At 61.2% G+C, this 23276-nt stretch carries 19 protein-coding genes, 1 tRNA gene, 2 rRNA genes and 1 pseudogene; 12 read left to right on the top strand and 11 right to left on the bottom strand.

All coding sequences use genetic code 11. The features are described from left to right. Positions 1-8 precede the first annotated feature (8 nt). From MTAI_RS03370 to MTAI_RS03345, 6 genes are all read left to right on the top strand, one after another. Positions 9-2744, top strand: coding sequence for a hybrid sensor histidine kinase/response regulator (locus tag MTAI_RS03370; protein ID WP_027887257.1), 2736 nt, complete (start codon positions 9-11; stop codon positions 2742-2744). 42 nt (positions 2745-2786) lie between these two features. Further along, a complete protein-coding gene (locus tag MTAI_RS03365; RefSeq protein ID WP_027887258.1) occupies positions 2787-3524 on the top strand; it encodes a DUF4388 domain-containing protein in 738 nt (245 codons plus the stop codon). A gap of 357 nt (positions 3525-3881) precedes the next feature. Further along, positions 3882-4769, top strand: a complete 888-nt coding sequence (locus tag MTAI_RS03360) for a response regulator (protein WP_027887259.1) — start codon at positions 3882-3884, stop codon at positions 4767-4769. Between the two features lie 254 nt (positions 4770-5023). Further along, positions 5024-7908 (top strand): 23S ribosomal RNA (locus MTAI_RS03355). A gap of 76 nt (positions 7909-7984) precedes the next feature. Then, positions 7985-8101, top strand: a 5S ribosomal RNA gene (gene rrf, locus MTAI_RS03350). A gap of 11 nt (positions 8102-8112) precedes the next feature. Continuing rightward, positions 8113-8188, top strand: a tRNA-Gly gene (locus MTAI_RS03345). Positions 8189-8202: 14 nt separating this feature from the next. Here the strand turns inward: MTAI_RS03345 and MTAI_RS03340 are convergent. Then, the gene (locus tag MTAI_RS03340) at positions 8203-8871 is read right to left on the bottom strand and encodes a TetR/AcrR family transcriptional regulator (RefSeq protein ID WP_036196927.1); all 669 of its coding nucleotides are present in this window, start codon (positions 8869-8871) and stop codon (positions 8203-8205) included. A gap of 117 nt (positions 8872-8988) precedes the next feature. Between MTAI_RS03340 and MTAI_RS03335 the strand changes: the two genes are divergently transcribed. Genes MTAI_RS03335 through MTAI_RS03325 form a run of 3 tightly spaced genes read left to right on the top strand, consistent with a single transcriptional unit; the run spans position 8989 to position 11478 of the window. Beyond that, on the top strand, positions 8989-9852 hold the full coding sequence (locus tag MTAI_RS03335) for a hypothetical protein (protein WP_027887450.1): 864 nt from the start codon (positions 8989-8991) through the stop codon (positions 9850-9852). 60 nt (positions 9853-9912) lie between these two features. Beyond that, on the top strand, positions 9913-11010 hold the full coding sequence (locus MTAI_RS03330; protein WP_027887449.1) for a RuBisCO large subunit C-terminal-like domain-containing protein: 1098 nt from the start codon (positions 9913-9915) through the stop codon (positions 11008-11010). 18 nt (positions 11011-11028) lie between these two features. After that, the gene (locus MTAI_RS03325; protein WP_027887448.1) at positions 11029-11478 is read left to right on the top strand and encodes a cupin domain-containing protein; all 450 of its coding nucleotides are present in this window, start codon (positions 11029-11031) and stop codon (positions 11476-11478) included. 107 nt (positions 11479-11585) lie between these two features. Here MTAI_RS03325 and MTAI_RS03320 read toward each other — a convergent pair whose 3' ends face one another. From MTAI_RS03320 to MTAI_RS03275, 10 genes are all read right to left on the bottom strand, one after another. Beyond that, a complete protein-coding gene (locus MTAI_RS03320; protein ID WP_223299784.1) occupies positions 11586-11951 on the bottom strand; it encodes a hypothetical protein in 366 nt (121 codons plus the stop codon). Between the two features lie 27 nt (positions 11952-11978). After that, a complete protein-coding gene (gene mnhG, locus MTAI_RS03315; RefSeq protein ID WP_027887446.1) occupies positions 11979-12356 on the bottom strand; it encodes a monovalent cation/H(+) antiporter subunit G in 378 nt (125 codons plus the stop codon). Position 12357: 1 nt separating this feature from the next. Then, positions 12358-12624 (bottom strand): MrpF/PhaF family protein, encoded by a 267-nt coding sequence (locus tag MTAI_RS03310; protein ID WP_013013149.1) that lies wholly within the window; start codon positions 12622-12624, stop codon positions 12358-12360. Further along, on the bottom strand, positions 12621-13100 hold the full coding sequence (locus MTAI_RS03305; RefSeq protein WP_027887445.1) for a Na+/H+ antiporter subunit E: 480 nt from the start codon (positions 13098-13100) through the stop codon (positions 12621-12623). The genes MTAI_RS03310 and MTAI_RS03305 overlap by 4 nt, the downstream gene beginning before the upstream one ends. Beyond that, positions 13097-14578 carry a Na+/H+ antiporter subunit D gene (locus MTAI_RS03300; RefSeq protein WP_027887444.1) on the bottom strand — a complete coding sequence of 494 codons (1482 nt, stop codon included), beginning with the start codon at positions 14576-14578 and terminating at the stop codon, positions 13097-13099. The genes MTAI_RS03305 and MTAI_RS03300 overlap by 4 nt, the downstream gene beginning before the upstream one ends. Further along, positions 14575-14973: a sodium:proton antiporter gene (locus MTAI_RS03295; protein ID WP_027887443.1), complete on the bottom strand. Its 399-nt coding sequence runs from the start codon at positions 14971-14973 to the stop codon at positions 14575-14577. The genes MTAI_RS03300 and MTAI_RS03295 overlap by 4 nt, the downstream gene beginning before the upstream one ends. Next, positions 14973-15395, bottom strand: coding sequence for a Na+/H+ antiporter subunit B (locus MTAI_RS03290; RefSeq protein WP_027887442.1), 423 nt, complete (start codon positions 15393-15395; stop codon positions 14973-14975). The genes MTAI_RS03295 and MTAI_RS03290 overlap by 1 nt, the downstream gene beginning before the upstream one ends. Continuing rightward, complete coding sequence (locus MTAI_RS03285; RefSeq protein ID WP_027887441.1) at positions 15392-17668, bottom strand: putative monovalent cation/H+ antiporter subunit A; 2277 nt, start codon at positions 17666-17668, stop codon at positions 15392-15394. Before MTAI_RS03285 ends, MTAI_RS03290 begins: the two co-directional genes overlap by 4 nt. A gap of 157 nt (positions 17669-17825) precedes the next feature. Further along, complete coding sequence (locus MTAI_RS03280; protein WP_027887440.1) at positions 17826-19040, bottom strand: aminotransferase-like domain-containing protein; 1215 nt, start codon at positions 19038-19040, stop codon at positions 17826-17828. Between the two features lie 65 nt (positions 19041-19105). Continuing rightward, positions 19106-20257 carry a deoxyguanosinetriphosphate triphosphohydrolase gene (locus MTAI_RS03275; protein WP_027887439.1) on the bottom strand — a complete coding sequence of 384 codons (1152 nt, stop codon included), beginning with the start codon at positions 20255-20257 and terminating at the stop codon, positions 19106-19108. 61 nt (positions 20258-20318) lie between these two features. On the opposite strand from MTAI_RS03275, the gene MTAI_RS03270 reads away from it, so the two are divergent. The 3 genes and pseudogenes from MTAI_RS03270 (at position 20319) to MTAI_RS03260 (ending at position 23002) form a co-directional block, all read left to right on the top strand. Continuing rightward, the gene (locus MTAI_RS03270) at positions 20319-20627 is read left to right on the top strand and encodes a hypothetical protein (RefSeq protein WP_155915724.1); all 309 of its coding nucleotides are present in this window, start codon (positions 20319-20321) and stop codon (positions 20625-20627) included. A 45-nt stretch (positions 20628-20672) separates the two neighbouring features. Then, a complete protein-coding gene (locus tag MTAI_RS03265) occupies positions 20673-21626 on the top strand; it encodes a hypothetical protein (RefSeq protein ID WP_027887437.1) in 954 nt (317 codons plus the stop codon). A 288-nt stretch (positions 21627-21914) separates the two neighbouring features. Further along, a pseudogene (locus MTAI_RS03260) lies at positions 21915-23002 on the top strand (integrase core domain-containing protein). The last annotated feature ends 274 nt before the right edge of the window (positions 23003-23276 follow it).

Raw genomic sequence — 23276 nt, 5'->3', positions numbered from 1 at the left:
GAGCTGCCATGTCTGCCGCAACCGTACCCGATCTGCTGCAAAGCTTTCTGGAAGAGGCCTGGGAGACTGTAGCAGTCTTCGAGCAGGCCGCCGAGTTTCTGGCCATTAAGCGCCACGAACCCCTGATGGTTATGGCCCATCGCCTCAAAGGCTCGGCGGGGTTGTACGGTTTTCCCCAGATCGCCAACCTGGGCGCCCTGGCCGAACGCATCCTGGAGGCCGCCCCCCGCTATACCGAGCAGCAGCAGGCCAAGGTCATCGAGTTTGTAAGCCAGCTTACGGCGGTGCTCACCACTGCGCTGGAGAACATTGCCATTCACGGCCAGGAAGGTCGCGTGGGCCTCGAGCTCGGTCGTCTAGGAGCGGCTGCTCTGATCCAGGAGCTTGCCGCGCTCAACCCCGAGGCCTTTGCTAGCGATGAGCCTGAGGAGGCCCCGCCAGCCCCTCCCCAGACCCCCGGGGGGGTGGTGGAAGAGTTGCAGCAATTCTATCGGCAAAACGCCGAGTTCTGGGAGTTCTTTGCTCCCGAAACCCTCGAGAACCTCGACCACGTAACCAATGCGCTGGCCAGCCTGCAAGTCGGCGACGAAAGCGGCGAGCACCTGCGCGCCTTGTTCAGGGCCATGCACACCGTCAAAGGAGCGGCCTACTCGGTGGGCTGCAAACCGATTGGGGCCCTGGCCCACCAGCTCGAGGATCTCTTGGTGGCGGTGCGCGAAGGCCAGACCGCTTGGAGCGAAAGAATCGCCCACCTGGTACTGGAAGGCTCGCAGGTGCTGAGCCAGATGCTCGCGGTGGCCGAGGGCAAAGATCCCCAGGCCGCCCTAACCCTCCACCAACAGCTTACCGACCTGCAAAACCGGCTGGCCCTGCTGCTGAACCGGGAACCTCCCACCCCCACCCCGGCCCCGGCCCCGCCAACCCCACCCAGCACCCCCGCTCCGCAAACCCGTCCTAGCAACACGACATCGGTGCGGGTGAGCCTCGAGCGCCTCGACGCCCTGCTCAATCTGGCCGGTGAGACCCTGGTCGCCCGGTCGCGTTTGGAGCTGCTGGCCCAGCGCTTCGAGGAGATGGATCAGCTCCTTGAAATGGCCCGGCAGCGGCTGGTGCGCACCACCAGCGACTTCGAAGCCCGCTACCTCAACCCCCGGCTCTCGCTGGCCCAGGAAACCCAGGCACCCCAGCCCCAGAGCACCCTGGGCAAAACCGTTCAGGAGCTGTTTACCGAGCTCGAGTTCGACCGCTACGACGACCTCAACATCCTGGCCCGCTCCATCCAAGAGATGACCAGCGACCTGGCCGAGGTGCGCAACAGCCTCAGTGAGCAGATCAAAGCCTTCCGCCAGGAAACCGAGACATTCGCTAAACTCTCGCAAGAGCTGCGCAACGAGGTGGGCCGGGCCCGGCTGATCCCCATCGGCCGCTTTTACCAGCGCCTCACCCGCCAGGTACAACAAATTGCCGGTGAAAAACAGGTGCAGCTCCTCTTTCAAGGCGAACAGGTCGAGATCGACTCCGTGCTGCTCGATGGCCTTTCGGAAGCGCTGCTTCACCTGATCAACAACGCCGTCATTCACGGGATAGAAAGCCCCACAGAACGCCTGGCCGCTGGCAAAACACCCAAGGGCACCCTCACCATCCGCACCCAGCCGCAGCGCGGTGCCCTGGTGCTGGAGATTAGCGACGACGGACGGGGTATCGACCTCGAGGCCGTCAAGCAAAAAGCTGTGGAAAAGGGCCTGCGCACACAGGCCCAGGTAGAGAACATGCGCCCAGAGGAAGCCCTGGAGCTCATCTTCCTCCCCGGTCTTTCTACTGCTCCGGTGGTTTCGGATGTGGCTGGACGCGGGGTAGGCATGGACGTGGTCGCAACCACCATCCGTCGCTTGCGTGGCGACCTAAGCGTAGAAACCCACAGCGGCCTGGGCACGACCTTTCGCCTACGCATACCGCAAAGCCTGGTGGTCTCGGACATCCTGCTGCTGCAAACCGGTGGGCAGACCCTCGCCCTGCCCCGCGAAAGCCTGGTCACCCTGCTCACCGCGCCTGCTGGCCAGGATGAGGTGGCCTACGAAGGGAAGGCTGTTCCCATCAAGCACCTGAACGAGCTGCTGCGGCTATCCCCGGCTGAATCGGAAGAGTACGCGCTGGCCGTGGTGGAGAGCCGCGGTGGCAACTTGGTTGCCCTGGCCGCTGAGCGTTTTATAGGCCTGCAACAGGCCCTGGTCAAACCCCTCCCAGGCCCTCTTTCCGAACTACCCCACCTCATCGGTGCCACCGTCTCGCCTACCGGTCAGGTGATTCTGGTGCTGAGCCCCAGCGGTCTCCTCAGCCTGAACACCACCCTGCCCACCCAAACCCCCATCAAAGCCTCGGCCAGCCGGCGCCTGCCGGTTCTGCTGGTTGATGACTCACTCTCGGTGCGGAAAGTGGTGGCTCAGATGCTGCGCAAGGCCGGCCATCAGGTGGTCACGGCTGCGGACGGGCAGGAAGCCCTCGAGCTTCTGGAGCAACAACCCTTCCAGGCCGTGGTAACCGACCTCGAGATGCCCCGCATGTCGGGTTTCGAGCTGCTAGAAGAGGTGCGACGCCGCCCCAACCTGGCCCACCTGCCCATTGCGGTGCTGACCACTCGAGCCTCCACTAAACACCGCGATCTGGCCGTTGAACTCGGTGCAAATGCCTATCTAACCAAGCCTGCCGACGAGGTAGAATTGGGCCGGTTCTTGCAAGAGATATAGTCATATGCTCCAAGAGGCTCGTTTGAAAAAGGAGATTTATCGATGAAAGCCCTGATCCTGACCGGTCAACCCAAGCGTGGTGTCGCGCTCAAAGACAGCTTTGTGCTGTCGGGGTTTGATGTCCAGGTTGAGGACAGCGCCCTCTACGCCATGACCCTTCTGGAACGCCACCGCCCCGACGTTATTGTCAGCACAGCCTCGCTGAGCGACCTGGCAGGTGCAGAGTTCTTCGAGATGGTGCGCTCCGACCCACAGCTTGCTTTGGTTCCTTTTGTGTTGCTCGATCACACCACCCCAGCCAAAGTGGGCGACCTCGACCTGGTGCTGCCCCCCGACACACCGGCGGCTGAAGTGGTGCGCAGCGCCTACAAGCTTATCCTCGAGCTAACCCGTAAAACTCACGCCCCCGAAGCCACCAACCCAGCCGCCCAACAAGGTATACAGGGACGTCTGGGGGACATGAGCCTGTTTGAACTGGCCCAATGGCTGGCTAAATCGGCCAAAACCGGCCGGCTTCGGGTCGAAGTCGAGGGGGAGAGTGCCAGTTGGCTCTTCAGCAAAGGACAGCTCATCCACGCCGAGTACGCCGGCAAGAGCGGCGAAGATGCTGTGCTGCACCTGCTGCTTCAGGTTGAAAACCGGCCCAGCGGCCACTTCCACTTCGAACCCCTCACCGAAGCCGATTTTTTCTTGGAACCCATCACCATTCGCAAAAGCACCGACCAACTGCTGCTCTCAATGGCCGTCGAGATGGATCACCGCCAGCAAGGCATCAACTGATTGCTGCATAAAGGCCAGCCCGGTGCCCGCCTTCGAGCAGGCGCTTTTGCCGGGGGCTCGAGCCCTCTGATACCGGATCAAGTTAAGGAACGGCCTAGGGGCATTTTCGCGCTGCGGCAAAATGAGCAAAACTGCAATAGGGCGTTTCCCGCGAATACCCAGTACGGGCGTATTTTACTGTACTGGGCAAATTGCCCAACATCATGGGGCAGGCAATTGTGGGAAACACCATAAATTGGCCGGGTAGCCTCCTCTAGAACTCACCATGCCGGTACACCAAACGGCTTACCCTAAGCGCGGCGTGATGGTCACACATCACCAAACCCCATTCCAGATAGCTCTACCATTAGGTTAGTTATGCAAGGAGCCAAAGTCCTAGTTGTTGACGACAGCACCAGCGTGCGAAAGGTGCTTGAGAAGCTTTTATCGTCGCGTGGCCTGGTGGTCACCACCAGCGAGTCGGCCGAGCAAGGCCTTGATGCAATCAATCACCACGCCCCTAACCTGGTTATCGCCGATGTGGTAATGCCCGGCATGAGCGGCTTTGAGCTATGCCAGATGCTCAAAACGCAGGCCTCAACTAAAAGCATCCCAGTCATCCTAATCTCCGGCATCATCAACGAAGGTGTTGTCACCCAAGCCCAACAAGCAGGGGCCTTCGACGTGGTCTCTAAGCCTTTTACACCCGACGACCTCTTTCCCAAAATTGAGCGCGCCCTTAACGCTGCCAAGCAGTCACAGCAAGCTAAAGACGAGGTCGTCCCGGTTGTCAGCGAGCCTTCAACACCGCCGCCACCCATCACTGCAGCAGTCAGCCAGGCTCCCGTATCCTCTCCCCCATCGCCGACACCAGCGGTACAAACAGACCCACAGCCCACCTCTTCGCCGCAAACCCTGCTCAACGAACTGCAGCCTTTTCTGGATAAACCGGAGATTGAGAGTGTGTTTGTTGTGGGCAACGGCGGCCAGCTGCTGGCCTGGCTGGGGCAAACCCTGGATGAAGCCGATCTGCTAGCCACCTACATACACACCCTGCTCTCCATCAGCAGCGTCATGGGTGAAAAATACCACCTCTCCACGGTGCAAAGCCTGAACCTCGAGTACCTGGGCAAAACCGTCATTGTCAGCCGCATCAGCGATAAGGCCTCGCTGGTGCTCTTGCTACGCGGAACCGGCGGGACGGGCGTCATTCGCTACCTGGTACTAAAGCAAATGCCCCAGCTAAAAGCCGCTTTGGGCAGCTAGACGGGTTTTTCTCCCGCAGGGGGCCGGCCGCCCCCTGCTTTTTTTACCCAGGGGTGTTGACAGATTTCAGGGTATTCGGTACTCTCTTCGTTGCGCCGCGATAGGAAGCAGGCGCGAGGATCATGAAAAAGGGGTAGTAAGGAGTAGGAAGGAAGTCCATTCTGGGCGCTTTCATATGCGTGAGCGATGGGGGCGTTGCAGGGTGGTGTGAATAGGCCTTTATCTTCGGGGGGAATCCCTGAGGAGGAGAGTAAGGTCAAGATAGAACGGGCACACGGTGGATGCCCTGGCACCTAAGCCGATGAAGGACGTGATTACCTGCGAAAAGCCCGGTGGAGCTGGTAGTAAGCGTTGATACCGGGATGTCCGAATGGGGGAACCCGGCCTGTGGGAACACAGGTCACCACCTACGGGTGGGGGGAACCTGGGGAACTGAAACATCTAAGTACCCAGAGGAGAAGAAAGAGGAATCGATTCCCTGAGTAGCGGCGAGCGAAAGGGGAGGAGCCTAAACCGTTGAGCGTGCTCAGCGGGGTTGTGGGGCTGGCGATATCGAAGCGGAAGTCTAGTCGAAGGGTTTTGGGAAAGCCCACCAGAGAAGGTGAAAGTCCTGTAGACGAAAGGCGGAGGCTAGTAGCCAGTACCCGAGTAGCCTGTGGTTCGTGGAGCTATGGGTGAATCTGCGCGGCCCACCGCGTAAGGCTAAATACTCTAGGTGACCGATAGCGGACCAGTACCGTGAGGGAAAGGTGAAAAGAACCCCGGGAGGGGAGTGAAATAGAACCTGAAACCGTGTGCTTACAAGCAATCAAAGGACTATCTACGCGAGTAGCGGTCTTTTGGTGTGCCTATTGAAGCATGAGCTGGCGACTTACGGTAGTCGGCGAGCTTAAGCCGGAAGGCGGAGGCGTAGCGAAAGCGAGTCCGAACAGGGCGCATAGTCGGCTGCCGTAGACCCGAAACCCAGAGAGCTAGTCCTGGCCAGGCTGAAGCGCGGGTGACACCGCGTGGAGGGCCGAACCGGTGGGAGATGCAAATCCTTCGGATGAGCTGGGGTTAGGAGTGAAAAGCTAACCGATCTGGGAGATAGCTGGTTCTCCTCGAAATGACTTTAGGGTCAGCCTCGGATGCTTATTTGGGCCTGTAAAGCACTGATAGGGCTAGGGGGCCTACCAGCCTACCAAACCCTTTCAAACTCTGAAGGGTCCGAAATGGAGTCCGGGAGTGAGGGCACGAGTGCTAACATCCGTGTCCGAGCGCTGGAACAACAGAGACCGCCGAATAAGGTCCCCAAGTACAGGTTAAGTGGATAAAGATGTGGGGTTGCCCAGACAGCTAGGAGGTTGGCTTAGAAGCAGCCATCCTTTAAAGAGTGCGTAATAGCTCACTAGTCGAGTGACCCTGCGCTGAAAATGATCGGGGCTTAAACCTGTCACCGAATTCGCGGACTTAGCCGGGCTTTGCCTGGTTGAGTGGTAGAGGAGCGTTCCCTATGCCGATGAAGCCATACCGTGAGGAGTGGTGGAGGTACGGGAAGTGCGAATGCCAGCATGAGTAACGATAAAAGGGGTGGGAATCCCCTTCGCCGTAAACCCAAGGTTTCCTACGCGATGGTCGTCATCGTAGGGTTAGGCGGGGCCTAAGGATAAGCCGAGAGGCGAGGCCGACGGACAACTGGTTAATATTCCAGTCCTACTGCGCAGTGCGATGGGGGGACGCTTTAGGCTAGGCGAACCGGAGCCATGGACGAGCCCGGACAGAAGCCCAAAGGGGACTACAGGCAAATCCGTAGTCCGTTACCGGTGGGTGGTGTGGAAGCCGCAAGGTGACAACTCGCTGAAGCCATGGAGCCGAGAAAAGCCTCTAAGCATAACTGCGCAGTACCCGTACCGTAAACCGACACAGGTGGGTGGGTGTGAATGCACCAAGGCGCGCGGGAGAACCCTCGCTAAGGAACTTTGCAATCTAGCCCCGTAACTTCGGGAGAAGGGGTGCTCGCGATGAGCGAGCCGCAGTGAATAGGCGCTGGCGACTGTTTACCAAAAACTCAGCTCTGTGCGAACACGTAAGTGGAAGTATACGGAGCGACGCTTGCCCGGTGCTGGAAGGTCAAGGGGAGGGGTGCAAGCCCTGATCCGAAGCCCCAGTGAACGGCGGCCGTAACTATAACGGTCCTAAGGTAGCGAAATTCCTTGTCGGGTAAGTTCCGACCTGCACGAAAAGCGTAACGATCAGCGCGCTGTCTCAGCGAGGGACCCGGTGAAATTGAACTGGCTGTGAAGATGCAGCCTACTCGTGGCAGGACGAAAAGACCCCATGGAGCTTTACTGTAGTCTGGCCTTGAGATTCGGCCGTTTCTGCGCAGGATAGGTGGGAGCCTATGAAGCCGGGGCTTTGGTCTCGGTGGAGGCGACGGTGAGATACCACCCTGAGACGTCTGGATTTCTAACCCGTTGACGGGGACAGGGCTTGATGGGCAGTTTGACTGGGGTGGTCGCCTCCCAAAAGGTAACGGAGGCGCCCAAAGGTTCCCTCAGGTGGGACGGAAACCCACCAGAGAGCGCAAGGGTAGAAGGGAGCCTGACTGTGAGGCCTGCAAGCCGAGCAGACGCGAAAGCGGGGCCTAGTGAACCTGTGGTTCTGTGTGGAAGGGCCATAGATCAACGGATAAAAGTTACCCTGGGGATAACAGGCTGATGATTCCCGAGCGTCCATAGCGGCGGAATCGTTTGGCACCTCGATGTCGGCTCGTCACATCCTGGGGCTGAAGAAGGTCCCAAGGGTTGGGCTGTTCGCCCATTAAAGTGGCACGCGAGCTGGGTTCAGAACGTCGTGAGACAGTTCGGTCTCTATCCGTCACGAGCGCAAGAAGGTTGAGGGGGGCTGCTCCTAGTACGAGAGGACCGGAGTGGACGTACCGCTGGTTTTCCTGCTGTTCTTCCAAGGGCATAAGCAGGGTAGCCAAGTACGGGAGAGATAACCGCTGAAAGCATCTAAGCGGGAAACTTGCCCCAAGATGAGCCTTCTCACGGAGTCAATCCGGTAAGGACCCCGGTAGAATACCGGGTGGATCGGCGGGAGGTGTACGCGCAGCGATGCGTTGAGCCGACCCGTGCGAATCGTCCGAGGTCTTGACCTTTATGCACTGATCTGGATACCCCTTCCCTCCTCTACCCCTTTTTCAATCCAACTTTGAAAAGTAAAACATTGGAAACCTCTGTGCTCATAGCGGCATGGTACCACCCGTTCCCATTCCGAACACGGAAGTGAAACGTGCCTGCGCCGATGGTACTTGGCTCGAAGGGGCCTGGGAGAGTAGGGCAGCGCAGAGGTTTTTTTCTTTGCGGGAATAGCTCAGTTGGTAGAGCACAACCTTGCCAAGGTTGGGGTCGCGGGTTCGAGTCCCGTTTCCCGCTCCACCTGTAAAACCCCCTCACTCATGTGAGGGGGGTGTTTTATTTATCATCATCCACTCCACCAGGTGTTTACCCGTATTCAAGGTTTGCAGGGCCAAAAGATGGGCTACCAGCTCCTGATCCAGGTCGGGCTCCCAGCGAAGGCTTTCCACTGCGCTGAGGGTCATACTGACCATTAGGTCGGCCATGAAGCCGGCCTGGGGGCGTCCGCCTTTGGGCCAATTAAGCGGCTCAACAAACCGTGTGAGATAGTTAACAAGGTCGTTGCGTAAACCTTGCTGCACACGAGACAGCGCCCGGCCCAGGGGTGAGGGATCGCGGAAGTAGCGGATCAGCAGTTCCACAAACACCCACTGCTGCTGCAGTTCGGTGAGCAGCCTATGGTACTGCGCCTTTACCAGGTGGTAATCACCAGCGCCCTGGGAACCCAGCACCTCTAAGCCCTCGGCCAGACTGGCCCATATCTTCTCTCCTATTCGCTCAGCTGCCACCGAGATGCAAGCCTCGAGGCTATCGAAGTGAGCATAAAAGCCCGACTGCACAATACCCACCTCACGGGCCAACCGGGCCGTAGAGAGCGCGTCCAGACCTTCCTGGCTCAAAATACGCACCGTGGCCTCGATCAGCTTTTCGCGGGTGGCCTCGCCATGAGGGCGTTTTTGGCGTTTTTTACGTGGCACCGTCATACAACGGTTCAATCTTAATATACGTTTAACGTAATACTGAACCGGTTGGCGGCCAATAAATGATTGAGCTATCATTTTGTTGATGTGGTGATTGGTTACCACTCGAGGAGCTACCGTATGCACAAAGCATTGCTCAGACCTTTGCTGCTGTTAAGCCTACTGGCCGTGCTTACCGCTTGCGGCGACCAGCCCACCCGCGAACCCCTCAGCCGAGAAGACGCCCAGGAGCTCAAAAGCAATATCCTAGAAGCCAATAAGTACTTGGTAGCCGCCCTTGGCAATCCCACCAACATAGTAACCACCAGCACAGTTGGGGGCCAGGTCTTCCCTGCTCCTGTGGCCAGTCTGATTCTAGCCTCGGGGCTCGATGCGCAAAGCATCAGCTGCAACGCCAGCACCTCTCCTTCCAATCCACAGGATCTAGATGGCGATGGCATCCCCTTACAGGCTACTTTTTCGGTGGATTGCAGGGTCGAAAGCACTTATTTGAAGGGAAAAATAACGCTACGGGACCAGGACGACAACAACCGCAAAAGTGGCTACGCCCTAGATACCGACCAGTACGAGCTGAGCTTCAATACCGGTACGGCCAACCAGTCGGGCCTCAAGCTCGATCTAGACGTTGATCTCAACTGGAGAAACCCAAACTACGATATTCGCTACAACTTCTACTTTGAAGCCTACAAACCAGGCAAGCGCTACAGCCAGCGCTACAACTACACCGCTGAATACGTGCCCGACGATCCAGAGCGTCCTTTTGTGGGTGGTACCTTCAACTACCGCGGGGCGCTCGAGTACCGCACCCCCAGCCGCTACTACCTGCTCCAGGGCCTCGCCACCAACCTGAGGTACCTTCGGAGCTGCACCTCCACCTTTGTGGGTGGCAGCTTTAGCCTGACCGATAGCCAGGGCAACCGCCTGGATGTGGTATATAACGGCTGTGGCAACGTAACCGTCACCTATAACGGCGAGGCTTTATAGTCATAAGCACACCACACCCCGCCGTGCTGGCGGGGTGTTTTTTGTTTACAATCCTGTGCAATGTACGGACTCGAGGCCACCTACCGCATCAAATCCACCAAAGCACAGATCGAAGCCAGGGCCCAGGCCCTGGCCATCGAACAAAGCATCGAGATGCCCCCCAGCGCCGTGCGCCAGCCCGAGCTGCTGCAAAAGGTGCTGGCCCGGGTGGCTGCCATCCAGGAGGCCGGGGCGGGGTATTTCCAGGTTGTGCTGCATTTTGCCGAACAAACCACGGCGTTTGAGACAACCGGCCTGCTCAACGTGCTTTTTGGCAACTGTGCTTTGCAGGAAGATATCGAGCTGCTAGACCTAAAACTGCCGCCCGGCCTGCTCTCGGTGTTTGCGGGGCCGCGCTTTGGCATCGCCGGGCTGCGTCGGCTGGCCCAGGTAGAAGGCCGCCCCCTGACCTGCACCGCCCTCAAGCCCCAGGGCCTCTCCCCTGCCCAGCTCGCCGAACTGGCCTATACCTTTGCCCTGGGGGGCATTGACATCGTCAAGGACGACCACGGCCTCACCAACCAGCCCACCGCGCCTTTTGCCGAGCGGGTGCGGGTCATTCAAGAGGCCATTGCCCGGGCCAACGCCGAGACCGGCGGCCAGACCCTGTACGCCCCCATGCTGACCGGCAGCCCCAAAACCCTGCATCGCCATCTGGACATCGCCCGCCAAGCCGGGGTTAGGGTGATCCTCACCGCCCCCATGCTGCTGGGCCTGGCGACCTTTCAGGAGCTGGTTGACGACCTGGGCCTGGCGGTACTGGCCCACCCGGCTTTTGCTGGACTTCGTATTAGTCCGCCTTTGATGTTTGGCAAGCTCTTTAGGCTCTTAGGCGCCGACGCGGTGATCTTTCCCAACCACGGCGGGCGCTTTGCCTACAGCCCGCAGACCTGCCTGGCGCTGGCCCAGGCCGCTCGAGCCCCCTGGGCCCACATCCGCCCGGCCCTGCCGGTGCCGGCGGGGGGTATGACCGTGGAGCGGGTGGAGGAAATGCTGGAATTATATGGGCCCGACACCATGCTCTTGATTGGCGGTGATCTGCTGGCCGCCAAGGATAATCTGCTGGAGCGCACCCGCCAGTTTGTGCAAAAAGTAGCGGTCGGTGCGGGGAAGGTATAGCCGTTAGAATGAGGCGGTATGGCCTCGAGCAAAACCAAACGAGCCGCGCAGCAATACACCTGGGAGGGTGTGGAGGTGCGGGCCTACAAATCGGAAGGAACAGCCCCCTTCAAGGACGTGACCCGCCAGGTGCTGTTTGACGACCCCCACCTGGCCGCCCAGTGGCGTTACTTCGAGGTAGCACCGGGCGGTCATACCACCCTCGAGCGCCACCGGCACGTACACGCGGTGATGGTCATCCGGGGGCGGGGGGCCTGCCTGGTGGGGAACGAGGTGTTTTCCATTGCGCTGCACGATCTGGTTTATGTGCCACCCCTTACCTGGCACCAGTTCCGTGCCACTGGGGAGGAGCCGCTGGGCTTTTTATGCCTGGTCAACGCCGAGCGCGACCGACCCGAGCTGCCCGGCCCAGAAGATCTGGAGCGGCTCCGCACGAACCCCCAGGTGGCTGCCTTTATTCGGGTGTAGAGCGTTTCGCGCGAATACCCGGTACAGCGTGTTTTGCTGTACTGGGTAAATTGCCATGCCATCATGGGGCAGGCAGTTGTTGGAAACGCAATAGGACTGAACCGGCGCTACGGGCACAGCGTCCAGACGGTGTCTTTGTTGAGCACCAGCGTGCGGCTGAAGCGCAGATGGCCGGGCTGGCCGGGCTGGGTGCCCTCGGCCCGTAGCTCGTAGCGGCCTTCGCGCAGACTGGGAAAGAGCTTTGAGCCTCGCACGGTTCCGATAAACTCTCCGTTGATGTAAAAAAACACCGTCTGGTTGGGGCCGGTGCACTGGTTCTGCACGATCAAATCGAAGCGCCGCACCTCGGTAAGGCTGGGCGCACAGGCCGACAGGGCCAGCAAGGCCACCAGGCAGCAGAATAGAACGCGCATCATCCAGACCGTGATACCTCGAGCCACCCCAAATTGCATGAGGGCTTGCCAATCAGTCACATCCCGTTCCCACCCGGGGCGGGGAGACTAGATCCTTCTCTGCGTAGCCTCCGTATCCACCGACTCGAGCTTGTGGTTGGCCTGGTAGTGCCCGGCCAGCTCGTCGATGTAGGTGTCCTCACAGGGCTTGACCCCCGAGAGGTAGGCCGCGCGGCCCAGGGCGTGGGCGGCCACCGGCGCGGTCAGGACAATAAAGGCCAGGGTCGAAAGCGCGCGGGCCGCCACTGAAAGCTCCTGATAGAACACCGCCACCGCCACCAGAATCAGGCCCACCCCCAGGGTGCCGGCCTTGGAGGTGGCGTGCATACGGTTGTAGAGGTCGGGCATCCGCACCACCCCGATGGCCGCGATGAACAGAAAGAACACCCCAACCAGCACAAGGATATACACCAGCCATTCAAGCATCTCAGTCCCCCTTGTGGCCCCGGTACTCGATGTAGCGGGCCAGCCCCAATGTGGCTAAAAAGGCAAACAGGGCCAGCGCAATGGCCACGTCCAAAAAAGCGGTCTGGCCGCTCACCAGGGCATACAGCGCAGCCAGCGCCACCGATAGTGTGGTGATCAGGTCGAGGCCCACCACCCGGTCGGGCAGGGTCGGCCCTTTCACCAGGCGGTACAGAGCGAAGGGCAGGGTTAGCATCAGGGCCAGCAGCATGACCTCCAGAAAACTCATCGGGTCACCTCCAGGACAGCTTTTTCCAGGCTCTCGCGGGTAGACTCGATCACCTTTTGCGCATCGTCCACAAACATCCCGTGCACATAGAGCACCTTGCGGTCGGAGGAGACGTCCAGGCTCAGGGTGCCCGGGGTGAGGGTGATCAGGTTGGCCAGCAGGGTGATCTCGAGGTCGCTTTTGACTTCCAGCGGGTAGGCGATAATGCCGGGCTGGATGGGCATCCGGGGTGAGAGCACCGCCTGGGCCACCCGCAGGCTCGAGAGCACGATCTCCCACAGCATCAGGAGGACGAAGCGGGGCAGCTTCCAGGCCAGGGTGAAGTAGCGCCTCGAGGGGGCATCGAAGAGCGGGCGGGCCAGGAGCAGGATCAGAAAGCTAATGACAAAGCCCACCAGAAAGTTCTCGAGGGTAAAGGCTTCGGTCACGGCCATCCAGAAGATGGTCAGCACCACGTTGTAGACAAAAGCCCTCATCGGCTCACCCCCAGCACCGCCTGGATGTACCCGGCCGGCTCCAGAAGTTCTCGCGCGGCGGCCTGCGAGAGGCTCAGAAGCGGCTCGGCCCACAGCCCAATCGCCAGGGTCAGAACCGCCAGCAGGCCCACCGGCAGCACCCGCCCACCCAGGCCCCCTGGGGCCGCCCTGGCCCCCTCCGGGGCCTTCTTCCAAAACACCTCGGCGAAGACCAGCCCCATCGAGAGCAGGGTCAGCAGGCCCACCAGCAGGGCCACCGCCACAATCCCGTACTGCCCGGCCTGCAGTCCGGCGGCCACCAGCGTATATTTGGCCCAGAAGCCGGAAAAAGGCGGCAGCCCGGCCAGCGAGAGCCCCGGCAGCAAGAACAAGACCGCCAGCCAGGGATAAGGCCCGTACAGCCCGCCCATCCGCACCAGCACCGTGGTGCCCTGCAAGCGCTGCAAGAGGCCCGCTAACAAAAAGAGCGCGGCAATCACAATCATGTGGTTGAGCGCATAAAACACCGAGCCGGCCAGGGCCAGCGGGGTCAGAATACCCAGGCCCATCAGCATGTAGCCGATGTGGCTCACCAGCTGGAACGACAAAAGCCGCCTTAGCTCCCCCTGGGCCAGCGCCATCAGCGCCCCCAGGAGCAAGGTAAAACCGGCAACCCAGAGGATCAGGCTATGGGTAAACCCGGTGTCGTGGGTAAAGATAAGGGTGAAGACCCGGATCAGGGCGTACACCCCCACCTTGGTCAGAAGCCCGGCAAAAAGGGCCGAGATCATGGCGGGTGGGGCCGGATAGGAGGCCGGTAGCCAGAAGAAAAAGGGGAAAACCGCGGCTTTCAGCCCAAAGGCCACCAAAAACAGCATGGACAAAGCCGTGAGCAGCCCCGGATGAACCCTTTCCACCCGGAGGGCCAGGTCGGCCATGTTCAGGGCCCCGGTCGCCCCGTACAGCAGGCCCACCGCCACCAGGAAGAGGATCGAGGACAGAAGCGAGACCGCGAAGTACTTGACCCCGCCCGCGAGCTGGGCCTTGCTGCCCCCCAGAATCATCAGCACAAAGGAGGCCAGCAAAAGCACCTCGAACCATACGTAGAGGTTAAATAGGTCGCCGGTCAGGAAGGCCCCGTTCACCCCAAACAATAGCAGATGGCCCAGGGCGTAGTAGCCCAGCCCCTCACGCGCCTGGTCGTTTTCGGCCAGGGCAAAAAGGGCCACCGCCACCGCCACCACCCCGCTGATCAGCACCATCAAAGCCGAGAGGTGGTCGGCCACAAAGGTGATGCCGAAGGGGGCGGGCCAGTTGCCAATCTGTACGGCCTGGATGCCCTGGCGCTGAACCTGGGCCAGCAGGGCCAGGCCCGCAGCCAGCAGGCCCAGGGCCCCCGCCAGGCCCAGCACCCGCTGGGCGGTGCGGCCCGGCAGCACCAGGCACAGGATGCCGGTGGTGAGCGGCACCAGCAAGGGCAGCACCAGGAGCCAGCTCATCGGCGCACCCCCTCTGTGGGCAGCTCGTCCACCGGTGAGGGGGCCGGGGACACATCAGGTGCCTCGAGGATGGTCTCGGCGTTCAGGGTGCCCAGGGCCTGCTGGGCCCGGTAGAACAGCACGATGCCAAAGGCCGCCAGGGCAAAGCCGATCACGATGGCGGTGAGGATCAGGGCCTGGGGCAGGGGGTTGGCGTAGGGCTCCAGCACCGCACCGCTGGGCTGCACCAAGGGCGGGAACTGGCTGCCCAAGCGGCCTGCGGTAAAGATCAGCAGGTTGGCGGCGTTGCCCAGCACCAGAAAACCGATCAGAAACTGTATCAGGTGGGGCCGGAGCATCAGATAAACCCCTACCGCAGCCAGGCCCCCCACCAAAAATGCCAGCAAGATCTCCATCAGGCATCCTCCGAAGGATGGTGTGCAGCCTCCTCGAGCCCAAAAATGGCCGAGAGCAGCGCCCCAAACACGGTCAGGTAGACCCCGATGTCGAAGAGGATCGGGGTGCCCAGCTTCACACCCAGCAGGCTGAACCACTGCCCGGTCATGAGGGGGCGGCCCAGCAGCAAGGCCGGCAAGGCGCTCAGAAGGGCCACCAGCAGACCCCAGCCCACCAGCCGCAAAGGGGGCAGGGGCAGAAGCTTACGGGCGGCCGAAACCCCATGCGCCAGGGCAAACAGCGCATAGGCCCCCACCGCTACCAGGGCCCCGATAAAGCCCCCACCCGGCTCGTTGTGGCCGCGCAGGAGCAAAAAGACCGAGAGCAGAAGCAGAAGGGTGAAGAGGAACCTCGAGGTGGTCTTGAGTATCAGGGTGTTCATGGCTGCTCCTCCCGCCGCCGGCGTTTCAAAAGAGCCCAGACCCCCAGGCCGGCCAGCCCCACCACGGTAATCTCGCCGAAGGTGTCCAGGCCACGGAAATCTACCAGAATCACGTTCACGATGTTGCGCCCAAAGCCTTCGGGCAGGCTTTTCTGGGCAAAAAACTGGCTCAGGTGGGGTTCAAACGGCTGGGCCAGCATCCCCAGCATCAGCAGGGTCACCACCCCCCCCAGGCCCAGGGCCAGCCCCTTGTCCAGCCAGCGCCCACGGGGCACCGGCCCGATGCTTCGGATCTGCAACAGCACCAAAGCGATCAGGATGGCGGTCAGGGTCTCCACCAAAAACTGGGTGATGGAGAGGTCGGGGGCGTTTTGCAGCAAAAAGACCAGGGCCACCCCCGCCCCTACCAGGCCCAGCACCACCACCATGGCCAGGTGCGAGCGCAGCCGCAGCGCCCCGATGGCCCCCAGGAACATCAGGGCTAATAGCAGCACCTGCTCGAGCCTGGGGCTCGAGGCCCCCGCCGGCCAGAAGAGCGCGCCGCCGCGAAAGAGGGCCAGCCCCACCAGGCCCACCAGCCCCGCAAAGATCCAGGCCAGGTAAGCCCGCAGCGAACCGCTCTGCAGCAGGCGCTCGACCCCTGCCGCCAGCCGCATCAGCCCGCGCAGGAGGGCCACATAGGCGTTTTCCGGGCCAGGGATGGGCTCCTGTGCCATCCAGGCCTGCAAGCGGGGGTAGAGGAAGTAAAACCCCACCCCTAAGAGCACCGTCAGGAGGCTCAGCAGCAAGGCCAGATTGAAGCCGGGCCAGAGCTTCAGGTGGTAGGCCACGGTCTTTCCCTTGACCGCGCTGGCGACCGCATCGGCCAGGGGGTTGTAGAGCCCCGGAAACAAGCCCAGCAACAGCCCCAGGCCCGCCAGCACCAAGGGCCCCAGCCACAGGCTGGGTGGCCCCTCGTGCACCTTTTGCGGCGGCTGGCCGCGGAAGAAAGGCACCACCAGCAGCAGCGCCAGCATGGCCCCCACGGCAAAGCCCAGCACCGCCAGCCCCACCACCCAGGCCGGGGCCGCCTGCAGCGCGGCCACATACAGCACTTCCTTGCCGATAAAGCCCAGCACCGGCGGCAGCCCGGCCAGCGAAAGCCCGGCCAGCACCACCGCCACCCCGGTAAGGGGCATCACCCGGAAAAGGCCCCCGAGCTGGGTGATGTCGCGGGTGCCGGCCTCGTGGTCCACCGCGCCCGCGGCCATAAAGAGCCCGCCCTTGTAGAGCGAGTGGGCCAGCAAAAAGGTGGCAAAGCCCATGGCCGCGTAGTAGTCGGTAAGCGGCACCAGCCCGATCAGGAAGACCAGCGCCCCCAGCGCGGCCACCGTGGAGTAGGCCAGCAGGCGCTTGAGGTCGGTGTGGCGGAAGGTGAGGGTGGCCCCGGTGAGCAGGGTGGCCAGCCCGAAGAGCATCAGGGTACTGCTCCAGACCTCGCTGCCGCCCAGGGCCGGCTGCAGCCGGGCCAGCAGGTAGACCCCGGCCTTGACCATGGTGGCCGAGTGCAGGTAGGCCGAGACCGGGGTGGGGGCCTCCATGGCATTGGGCAGCCAGAAGTGGAAGGGGAACTGCGCCGACTTGGTAAAGGCCCCCAAAAGTACCAGGATGAGGGCGGGCAGATAGAGCGGATGCTCGCGCAGGAGCTGGCCCTGCCCCAGCAGCTCGGAGATCTCCAGCGAACCGCCCATGAGGGCCAGAAGAATCAGCCCGGCCAGCAGGGCCAGCCCCCCACCCGCCGTCACCAGCAAAGCCTGGGTGGCGGCCCGGCGCGACCTGAACTCGCTATGGTGGAAGCCGATCAGCAGGTACGAGGTGAGGCTGGTCAGCTCCCACATCACAAACAGGGTCACGATGTTGTCGGCCAGCACCAGCCCCAGCATGGAGGCCATGAAGAGCAGGATGACCAGGTAGAACCGGCCCAGGTCGGGATGGCCCTTCAGGTAACCGCCCGAGTAGATCACAATAAAGGTGCCGATGCCGGTGATGAGCAGGGCGAACAGCAGCGAAAGCCCATCCAGGTAGAAGGAAAAGTTGACCCCCAGGCTGGGCACCCAGGCCAGGCTGTGCCGCAGGGTCTGGCCCCCCACCACCTCCGGCAGCAGGCTGGCAAAGTAGAACGCAAGGCCCAGCGGCAGCAGGGCCAGCACCCAGCCCGCCGCATGGCCCAGCCAGCGGTGGAGCCAGGGTGCGGTAAGAGCTCCCACAAAAGCGACGATGATAGCGACCACCATAGATTGCTCCGGTATAAACCCCCCCACAACATAACAAACGGCAGAGACCTTTGACAGTCTCCACCATAAAACGCCGCCTGCAGGCAGCTTTGGTTTTCCAGGGCGCATTATACCGGGTGGGGCCGGGCTGGCCCACGCCGGTCAAATGCAGCCTGGGCTACACCGGGGCCCGGCCCAGCATCCGGTGGATGGCCCGGCCCAGGCGCTGGAGGCCTTCCTCGATCTGTTCGCGCGAGGCGCTCGAGTACGAAAGCCGCAGGGTGTTCTTGCCGCTGCCATCGGCAAAGAAGGGCTGCCCCGGCACAAAGGCCGTCTTCTCCTCCACAGCCCTTTTGAGAAGCTCGAGGCTATCCAGCCCCGCGGGGGCCGTGAGCCAGAAGAACATCCCCCCTCTGGGCACAATCCAGCCGATGTCCTCGGGCATGTACTGTTGCAGGGCCTCAAGCATCCAGTGGCAGCGGGTCTGGTAGGTCTGGCGGATTCTATCAATCTGCGCCCCGTACCAGGCCCCATCCCGCACCAGTTCGTAAACCAGCATCTGGTTCAGGGTGGGCGAGTGCAGGTCGGCGCCCTGCTTGGCAAAGGTGATTTTTTGAATCAGCGGCCGGGGCCCCACCACCCAGGCCACCCGCAGGCCGGGGGCCAGGGTCTTGGAGGTGGTGCTGAGATAGATCACGTTGCCGCCGCCCAGCGCGTGGTCGAGGGCATACAGGGTGGGCAGGGGCTTCCCGTCGAAGTACAGCTCGGCGTAGGCGTCGTCTTCCAGGATGGGGGTCTGGTACTTGCGGGCCAGTTCGACGAGGGCCCTGCGCCGCTCCAGGCCCATCAGCCGGCCCGAGGGGTTCTGGAAGGTGGGCAGCACGTACATAAACTTGACGGGGCGGGCCTTGAGGGCGGCCTCGAGCGCCCCCAGCTCCAGCCCCTCGTCGTCCATGGAAACCGAGACATACTCGGGCTCGTAGGGGTTGAAAGCGCTCAGCGCCCCCAGGTAGGTGGGGGCCTCCACCAGCACCCTCGAGCCGGGGTCAATCAGAACCTTGCCGATGAGGTCGAGGCCCTGCTGGGAGCCCGAGACAATCTGCACATTCTCGGGGGTGGCCCCGGGCACGCGGCTGGCAATCCACTCCCGCAGGGGTAGGTAGCCCTCGGTGGTGCTGTACTGCAAAGCCTGGGCCCCCTGCTCGCGCAGGATGCGCTGGGTGGCCTCGCCGATGCGATCTATGGGGAACAGGTCGGCCGCCGGCAGCCCCCCGGCAAAGCTGATGAAACCCGGCTGGGTGGTGAGCTTCAGAATCTCGCGGATGGTCGAGGCCTGGATGCGCTGAGTGCGGGCCGCAAAGCGGTCTTCAAAGCTGGCTTCTAGGTTTTCCACCCTTCCAGTCTACCCCGCACATATGACGTTTTGTATAGCTCGTGCCGCAAAGGCGTTAGAAAAGCTCAGCGGTGAAACTCCGGCTCGAAGAGCCGGGCGTACTCGTCCAGGGCAAAGCGGTCGGTCATGCCGGCGATGTAGTCGCAGGCGGCGCGGTGGATGCCCTCGCTCTCGGCGGCTTTTTGCACCTGGGGAGGCAGGAGGCGGGGATCCTGGGTGTAGGCCTCAAAGAGCTTTTCCAGCACAAAGCGCGACTTGCCCACCTGCCGTACCACGTAGTAGTGGTGGTACAGGTTGGCATACAGGAAGTCGCGCAGCTCCTCCAGTTGCCGGGTGAGGGTCTGGGAATAAACCGCCAGGGGGGCCGGGTGCTGGCGAACGGCCTCGAGGCTATCGATCCGGTGCTGCTCGAGCAGGGCATGGGTGGCGGTGATGGTGTCGGTGATGATCAGGCCCAGCAGCTCGCGGATAAAAATTCGGCGGCTCATCTCGTCGAAGCGGTCGGGGTGCATACTCAGTTCCCCCAGCAAGTCCCGCAGAAGCTCGACCTCCCAGAGCTGGCCGGGCACTAAAAGCCCCGAGCGCAGGCCGTCGTCGAGGTCGTGGGCGTTGTAGGCGATCTCGTCGGCAAGGTTCACAATCTGGGCCTCGAGGCTGGGGCGCAGGTGCGGCTCGTAGCCCTCGGCATCGGGCAGGTCGTAGCGGGTCTCGTGCTTGACGATGCCCTCGCGGGTCTCCCAGCACAGATTCAGACCGCGAAAACCGGGGTAGCGCTGCTCGAGGTAGGTCACGATGCGCATGGACTGCTTGTTGTGGTCGAAGCCGCCGTGCCCTTGCATCAGGCCGTCCAGCACCGCCTCGCCGGAGTGTCCAAAGGGCGGATGGCCGAGGTCGTGGGCAAAGGCGATGGTCTCGGTGAGTTCGGGGTTCAGCCCCAGGGCGCGGGCAATGGAGCGGGCCACCTGGGCTACCTCGAGGGTGTGGGTGAGGCGGGTGCGGTAGTAATCCCCCTCGAAGTTCACAAACACCTGGGTCTTGTACTGCAAGCGCCGGAAGGCGGTGGTGTGGTTGACCCGGTCGCGGTCTTTCTGGAAGGGGGTGCGGTAGCGCGACTCGGGCTCGGGGTATTCACGGCCCCGGCTCTGGCCCGACTTAACCGCATAGGGTGCAAGGTTCTGGGCCTCGAGGGCCTCGAGGCGGCTGCGTTCAAACAACATGGGCTCAGTGTACGCTTGCCCCCGTGCCCCTGACAAACCGGCCTGTGCCATACTAGGAGCGATGCGAACCACTGGAGTGTACGCCCTGCTGACCCTCACGGCTTTGCTCTGCGCCTGCGCCCCCAACGCCCTGCGCCCGGCCACCTTCAACCTGACGGTGGATAACAGCCGCTGCCAGGGCACCTACCGCACGGTATACGTCTACCGCAACAACGTAATCCTGGGCCAGGTACAGGGCGAACCCCGCACCTTCCTCTCGCTGCCTGCCAGTAGTGCCGACTTCAAGGCCACACCGGTGCTGGGCAACAGCCCCGCGCTTTTCAAAACCATCCGGCTCGAGAAAGACGAGGTTTGGCGGCTTTGCGAGTAGCGTTTCAGACACCAGTCGCAAAGTCGTCGTTTTGCAGATAGAACAATGAACAACGATCGAATCGAGGCTCTGCTTGAACGGATTGCCCTTGCACTGGAACAAATGGTCGCGCAGGCTAGTCAACAGCGCACCACTAACCTTGCTTACTCCCAGAGTCACAGCGACATAGAAAAGGGTAGCCTGGAACCACCGAGCCGTAACTCCAATGCCCCATCGCTCCCAATCCTGGAGCCTTTCCTTAAGGCTCGAGGAATCCAGATCAAAGTTCGCCCTGCCGAAGATGCAGCTGACCAGGTTATTGATAGTCTGTCGCTGTTCCTCGGGGAACGCTACGACGCCCTTGCAGGTCTTCTTGGCAAGATCAAACGGGCCATGCAGACTGGGGCGCAAATCACCGAAAGCCTGAAAGATCGCCCGCAGCAGGATATCAGTTCCGCTTGCCAATTCTGCACACGGCTTTACGAGGTTGCCTTCCTAGAGCAATATCAATACTTCCGATCGCCCACTTACCTGATTAAGGCAAAGACCACCACCCTGCCAAAAGCCCAGCGCTTTTTCGGTGGACAATGGCTCGAGCGCTTTATTCTGCAGAAAGTCAAAGCTGTTTATGCCCAGGTTAGCTCGGAGGTCAGTGGGAAACTGGCATTCGAGTATCTTATCAATCCCCAGATCATCCTACCCAACGGCGACGACTTCGAACTCGACATCCTGGCCGCCATGGGATCGGCCATCTACTGGATTGAGGCCAAGTCTGGTGACTACCAGCAGCATGTAGCCAAGTATTCGAAGTTTGCACGCCTTCTGGGGCTTGATACCGATCATTGCTTCATGGTGCTGGCAGATGTACCCGATGATCGCTGCGAGGCACTCTCAGCGCTGTTTTCAATGACCGTCTGCACCCTGCGATCATTCGAGGAGAAGCTGCTGACAGTCGCGCGAAGCAACACAGCACAGCAAAGTGCTGCAACAGATGGGTTTTCACCGGTTATCGAGCGCTAAAATTCGCTGTAGAAGCCTTGAAGTACATCGGGTTATGTGTGGTTGAAATCCCGCGCCACAAGTAATCGTTGTAGCTCGATCTAAAACACCTCGAGCCTGCCGGAGATGATCCGACGTTACAGCCTGTTTCCGGTTCAGGAAGGCAGGGTGGTAGCGTAATTTTCAAGTAGAGCTACAGCATGTAGCGAATAGTTAATCAATTACAGAGCCTGTGCTCGGCCGGATACATGTGAGACTCTGAGCGAAAGAGAATAGGGGGAACCGACTCTGGAAAGGAGGTTCCCCCAGATGCAGCTTACTACAGTTGGAAAACCCCTGCTCAAAGCCGCCAACCAAGCCAGCCAGCTCGAACAAGCAGGCGCCGGCGACCCCGTCGTGGCCGAGCGCCTGCGGAAGCTCAAACTGGTAGAGACCCTCAGAAAAAAGAAAGTTCCCTGGGACGAAGTCCAAAAGCTGGTAGGCATCAGCAAGGCCACCTACCACCGCTGGAAAAAAAGACTCGAAGAACAAGACCTTGCCGGCCTCAAACCCAAAAGCCGCAAACCCAGGAAGCTGCGCCGGAAGGTACACTGGAAACCCGATGTCCTCATACGCATAGAGCGGCTGCGCAAACAAAACCCCACCTGGGGCCGCTGGCGCATCGGGCAGAGACTGCACAGAGAGGGCTACACCCTAAGCGAACGCACGGTAGGACGCATCCTGAGCTACCTGGAGCGAAGCGGCCGGGTGGAGCCGGTGAGCGCTTTCCTGGCCAGAAACCGTAAGGCCCGTTTGCGCAGGAAGAGCCAGCGGCCCTATGCCCGGAGGAAGCCCGCGGAGTACACGGCGCTGCGGCCTGGGGATCTGGTACAGGTGGATACGCTGTGGGTGGATCTGGGGGACGGGACGGGTCTGCGGCAGTTTACGGCGGTGGACACGGTAAGCCGCTGGGGGACGGCGGGGGTGTACAGCCGGGCGAGTGCTAAGACGGCGCTGGATTTTCTGCAGCAGCTGGTGCGGCGATGTCCTTGTGTCATCCGTGCGATCCAGGTGGATGGGGGCAGCGAGTTCATGGCGGAGTTTGAGGAGGGTTGTCGGGTATTGGGGATAGAGCTTTTTGTTTTGCCGCCGAGGAGTCCGAAGCTGAACGGGATGGTAGAGCGGCTGCAGCGGACGTTTCGGGATGAGTTTTACACGCGGGCTTTACCGCTGGGGATAGAGGCTATTCAAGGGGAGCTGGAGGGTTATCTGGAGCACTACAACCTGCACCGGCCGCACATGGCCCTGGGGGGGTTGGCGCCGGTGGAGTACCTGGCTAAGCTACAGGAGGTGTCGGTTCCCCTGGAGTCTCAAATGTATTGACCGATTACAGAGCCTTGACAAGAAGACTAAAGTGATGGTACAAAGCGTCCGGCGAATACGCCAAACAGAGAGGCTCAGTAATGGCCGAGAGCTATGCGAACCCGAGTTGTTGCCTAAATGGCGTCCTTCGGCAAGAGCATCAGGTTGTGGGCCAGAGCAAAGAAGCGGATCTTCAAGGCAAGTCCCTCCATGGTCACCCTGTGGATCTGCTAGGAGAGTCAGGTGTGGAGCCTGCTTCCTACCGTCTCCACACATCTCCGCATCACGATGGCAGGGTGCTAACACCAGGGCAAATGCTGCCTGGAGGCC

The sequence above is a fragment of the Meiothermus taiwanensis WR-220 genome (assembly GCF_003568585.1).
GTDB lineage: Bacteria > Deinococcota > Deinococci > Deinococcales > Thermaceae > Meiothermus > Meiothermus taiwanensis.
This window is presented reverse-complemented; position numbering and strand designations above follow the sequence as displayed.

Excerpts from the sequence above, each read along its gene's own strand:
- MTAI_RS03310 (WP_013013149.1), bottom strand. The coding sequence starts at position 12,624 with ATGAGTTTTCTGGAGGTCATGCTGCTGGCCCTGATGCTAACCCTGCCC.
- MTAI_RS03330 (WP_027887449.1), top strand. The coding sequence starts at position 9,913 with ATGTACGGACTCGAGGCCACCTACCGCATCAAATCCACCAAAGCACAG.
- MTAI_RS03265 (WP_027887437.1), top strand. The coding sequence starts at position 20,673 with ATGAACAACGATCGAATCGAGGCTCTGCTTGAACGGATTGCCCTTGCA.
- MTAI_RS03360 (WP_027887259.1), top strand. The coding sequence starts at position 3,882 with ATGCAAGGAGCCAAAGTCCTAGTTGTTGACGACAGCACCAGCGTGCGA.
- MTAI_RS03305 (WP_027887445.1), bottom strand. The coding sequence starts at position 13,100 with ATGAGGGCTTTTGTCTACAACGTGGTGCTGACCATCTTCTGGATGGCC.
- MTAI_RS03300 (WP_027887444.1), bottom strand. The coding sequence starts at position 14,578 with ATGAGCTGGCTCCTGGTGCTGCCCTTGCTGGTGCCGCTCACCACCGGC.
- mnhG (WP_027887446.1), bottom strand. The coding sequence starts at position 12,356 with ATGCTTGAATGGCTGGTGTATATCCTTGTGCTGGTTGGGGTGTTCTTT.
- MTAI_RS03335 (WP_027887450.1), top strand. The coding sequence starts at position 8,989 with ATGCACAAAGCATTGCTCAGACCTTTGCTGCTGTTAAGCCTACTGGCC.
- MTAI_RS03340 (WP_036196927.1), bottom strand. The coding sequence starts at position 8,871 with ATGACGGTGCCACGTAAAAAACGCCAAAAACGCCCTCATGGCGAGGCC.
- MTAI_RS03295 (WP_027887443.1), bottom strand. The coding sequence starts at position 14,973 with ATGGAGATCTTGCTGGCATTTTTGGTGGGGGGCCTGGCTGCGGTAGGG.
- MTAI_RS03285 (WP_027887441.1), bottom strand. The coding sequence starts at position 17,668 with ATGGTGGTCGCTATCATCGTCGCTTTTGTGGGAGCTCTTACCGCACCC.
- MTAI_RS03365 (WP_027887258.1), top strand. The coding sequence starts at position 2,787 with ATGAAAGCCCTGATCCTGACCGGTCAACCCAAGCGTGGTGTCGCGCTC.
- MTAI_RS03290 (WP_027887442.1), bottom strand. The coding sequence starts at position 15,395 with ATGAACACCCTGATACTCAAGACCACCTCGAGGTTCCTCTTCACCCTT.
- MTAI_RS03270 (WP_155915724.1), top strand. The coding sequence starts at position 20,319 with ATGCGAACCACTGGAGTGTACGCCCTGCTGACCCTCACGGCTTTGCTC.
- MTAI_RS03275 (WP_027887439.1), bottom strand. The coding sequence starts at position 20,257 with ATGTTGTTTGAACGCAGCCGCCTCGAGGCCCTCGAGGCCCAGAACCTT.
- MTAI_RS03370 (WP_027887257.1), top strand. The coding sequence starts at position 9 with ATGTCTGCCGCAACCGTACCCGATCTGCTGCAAAGCTTTCTGGAAGAG.
- MTAI_RS03325 (WP_027887448.1), top strand. The coding sequence starts at position 11,029 with ATGGCCTCGAGCAAAACCAAACGAGCCGCGCAGCAATACACCTGGGAG.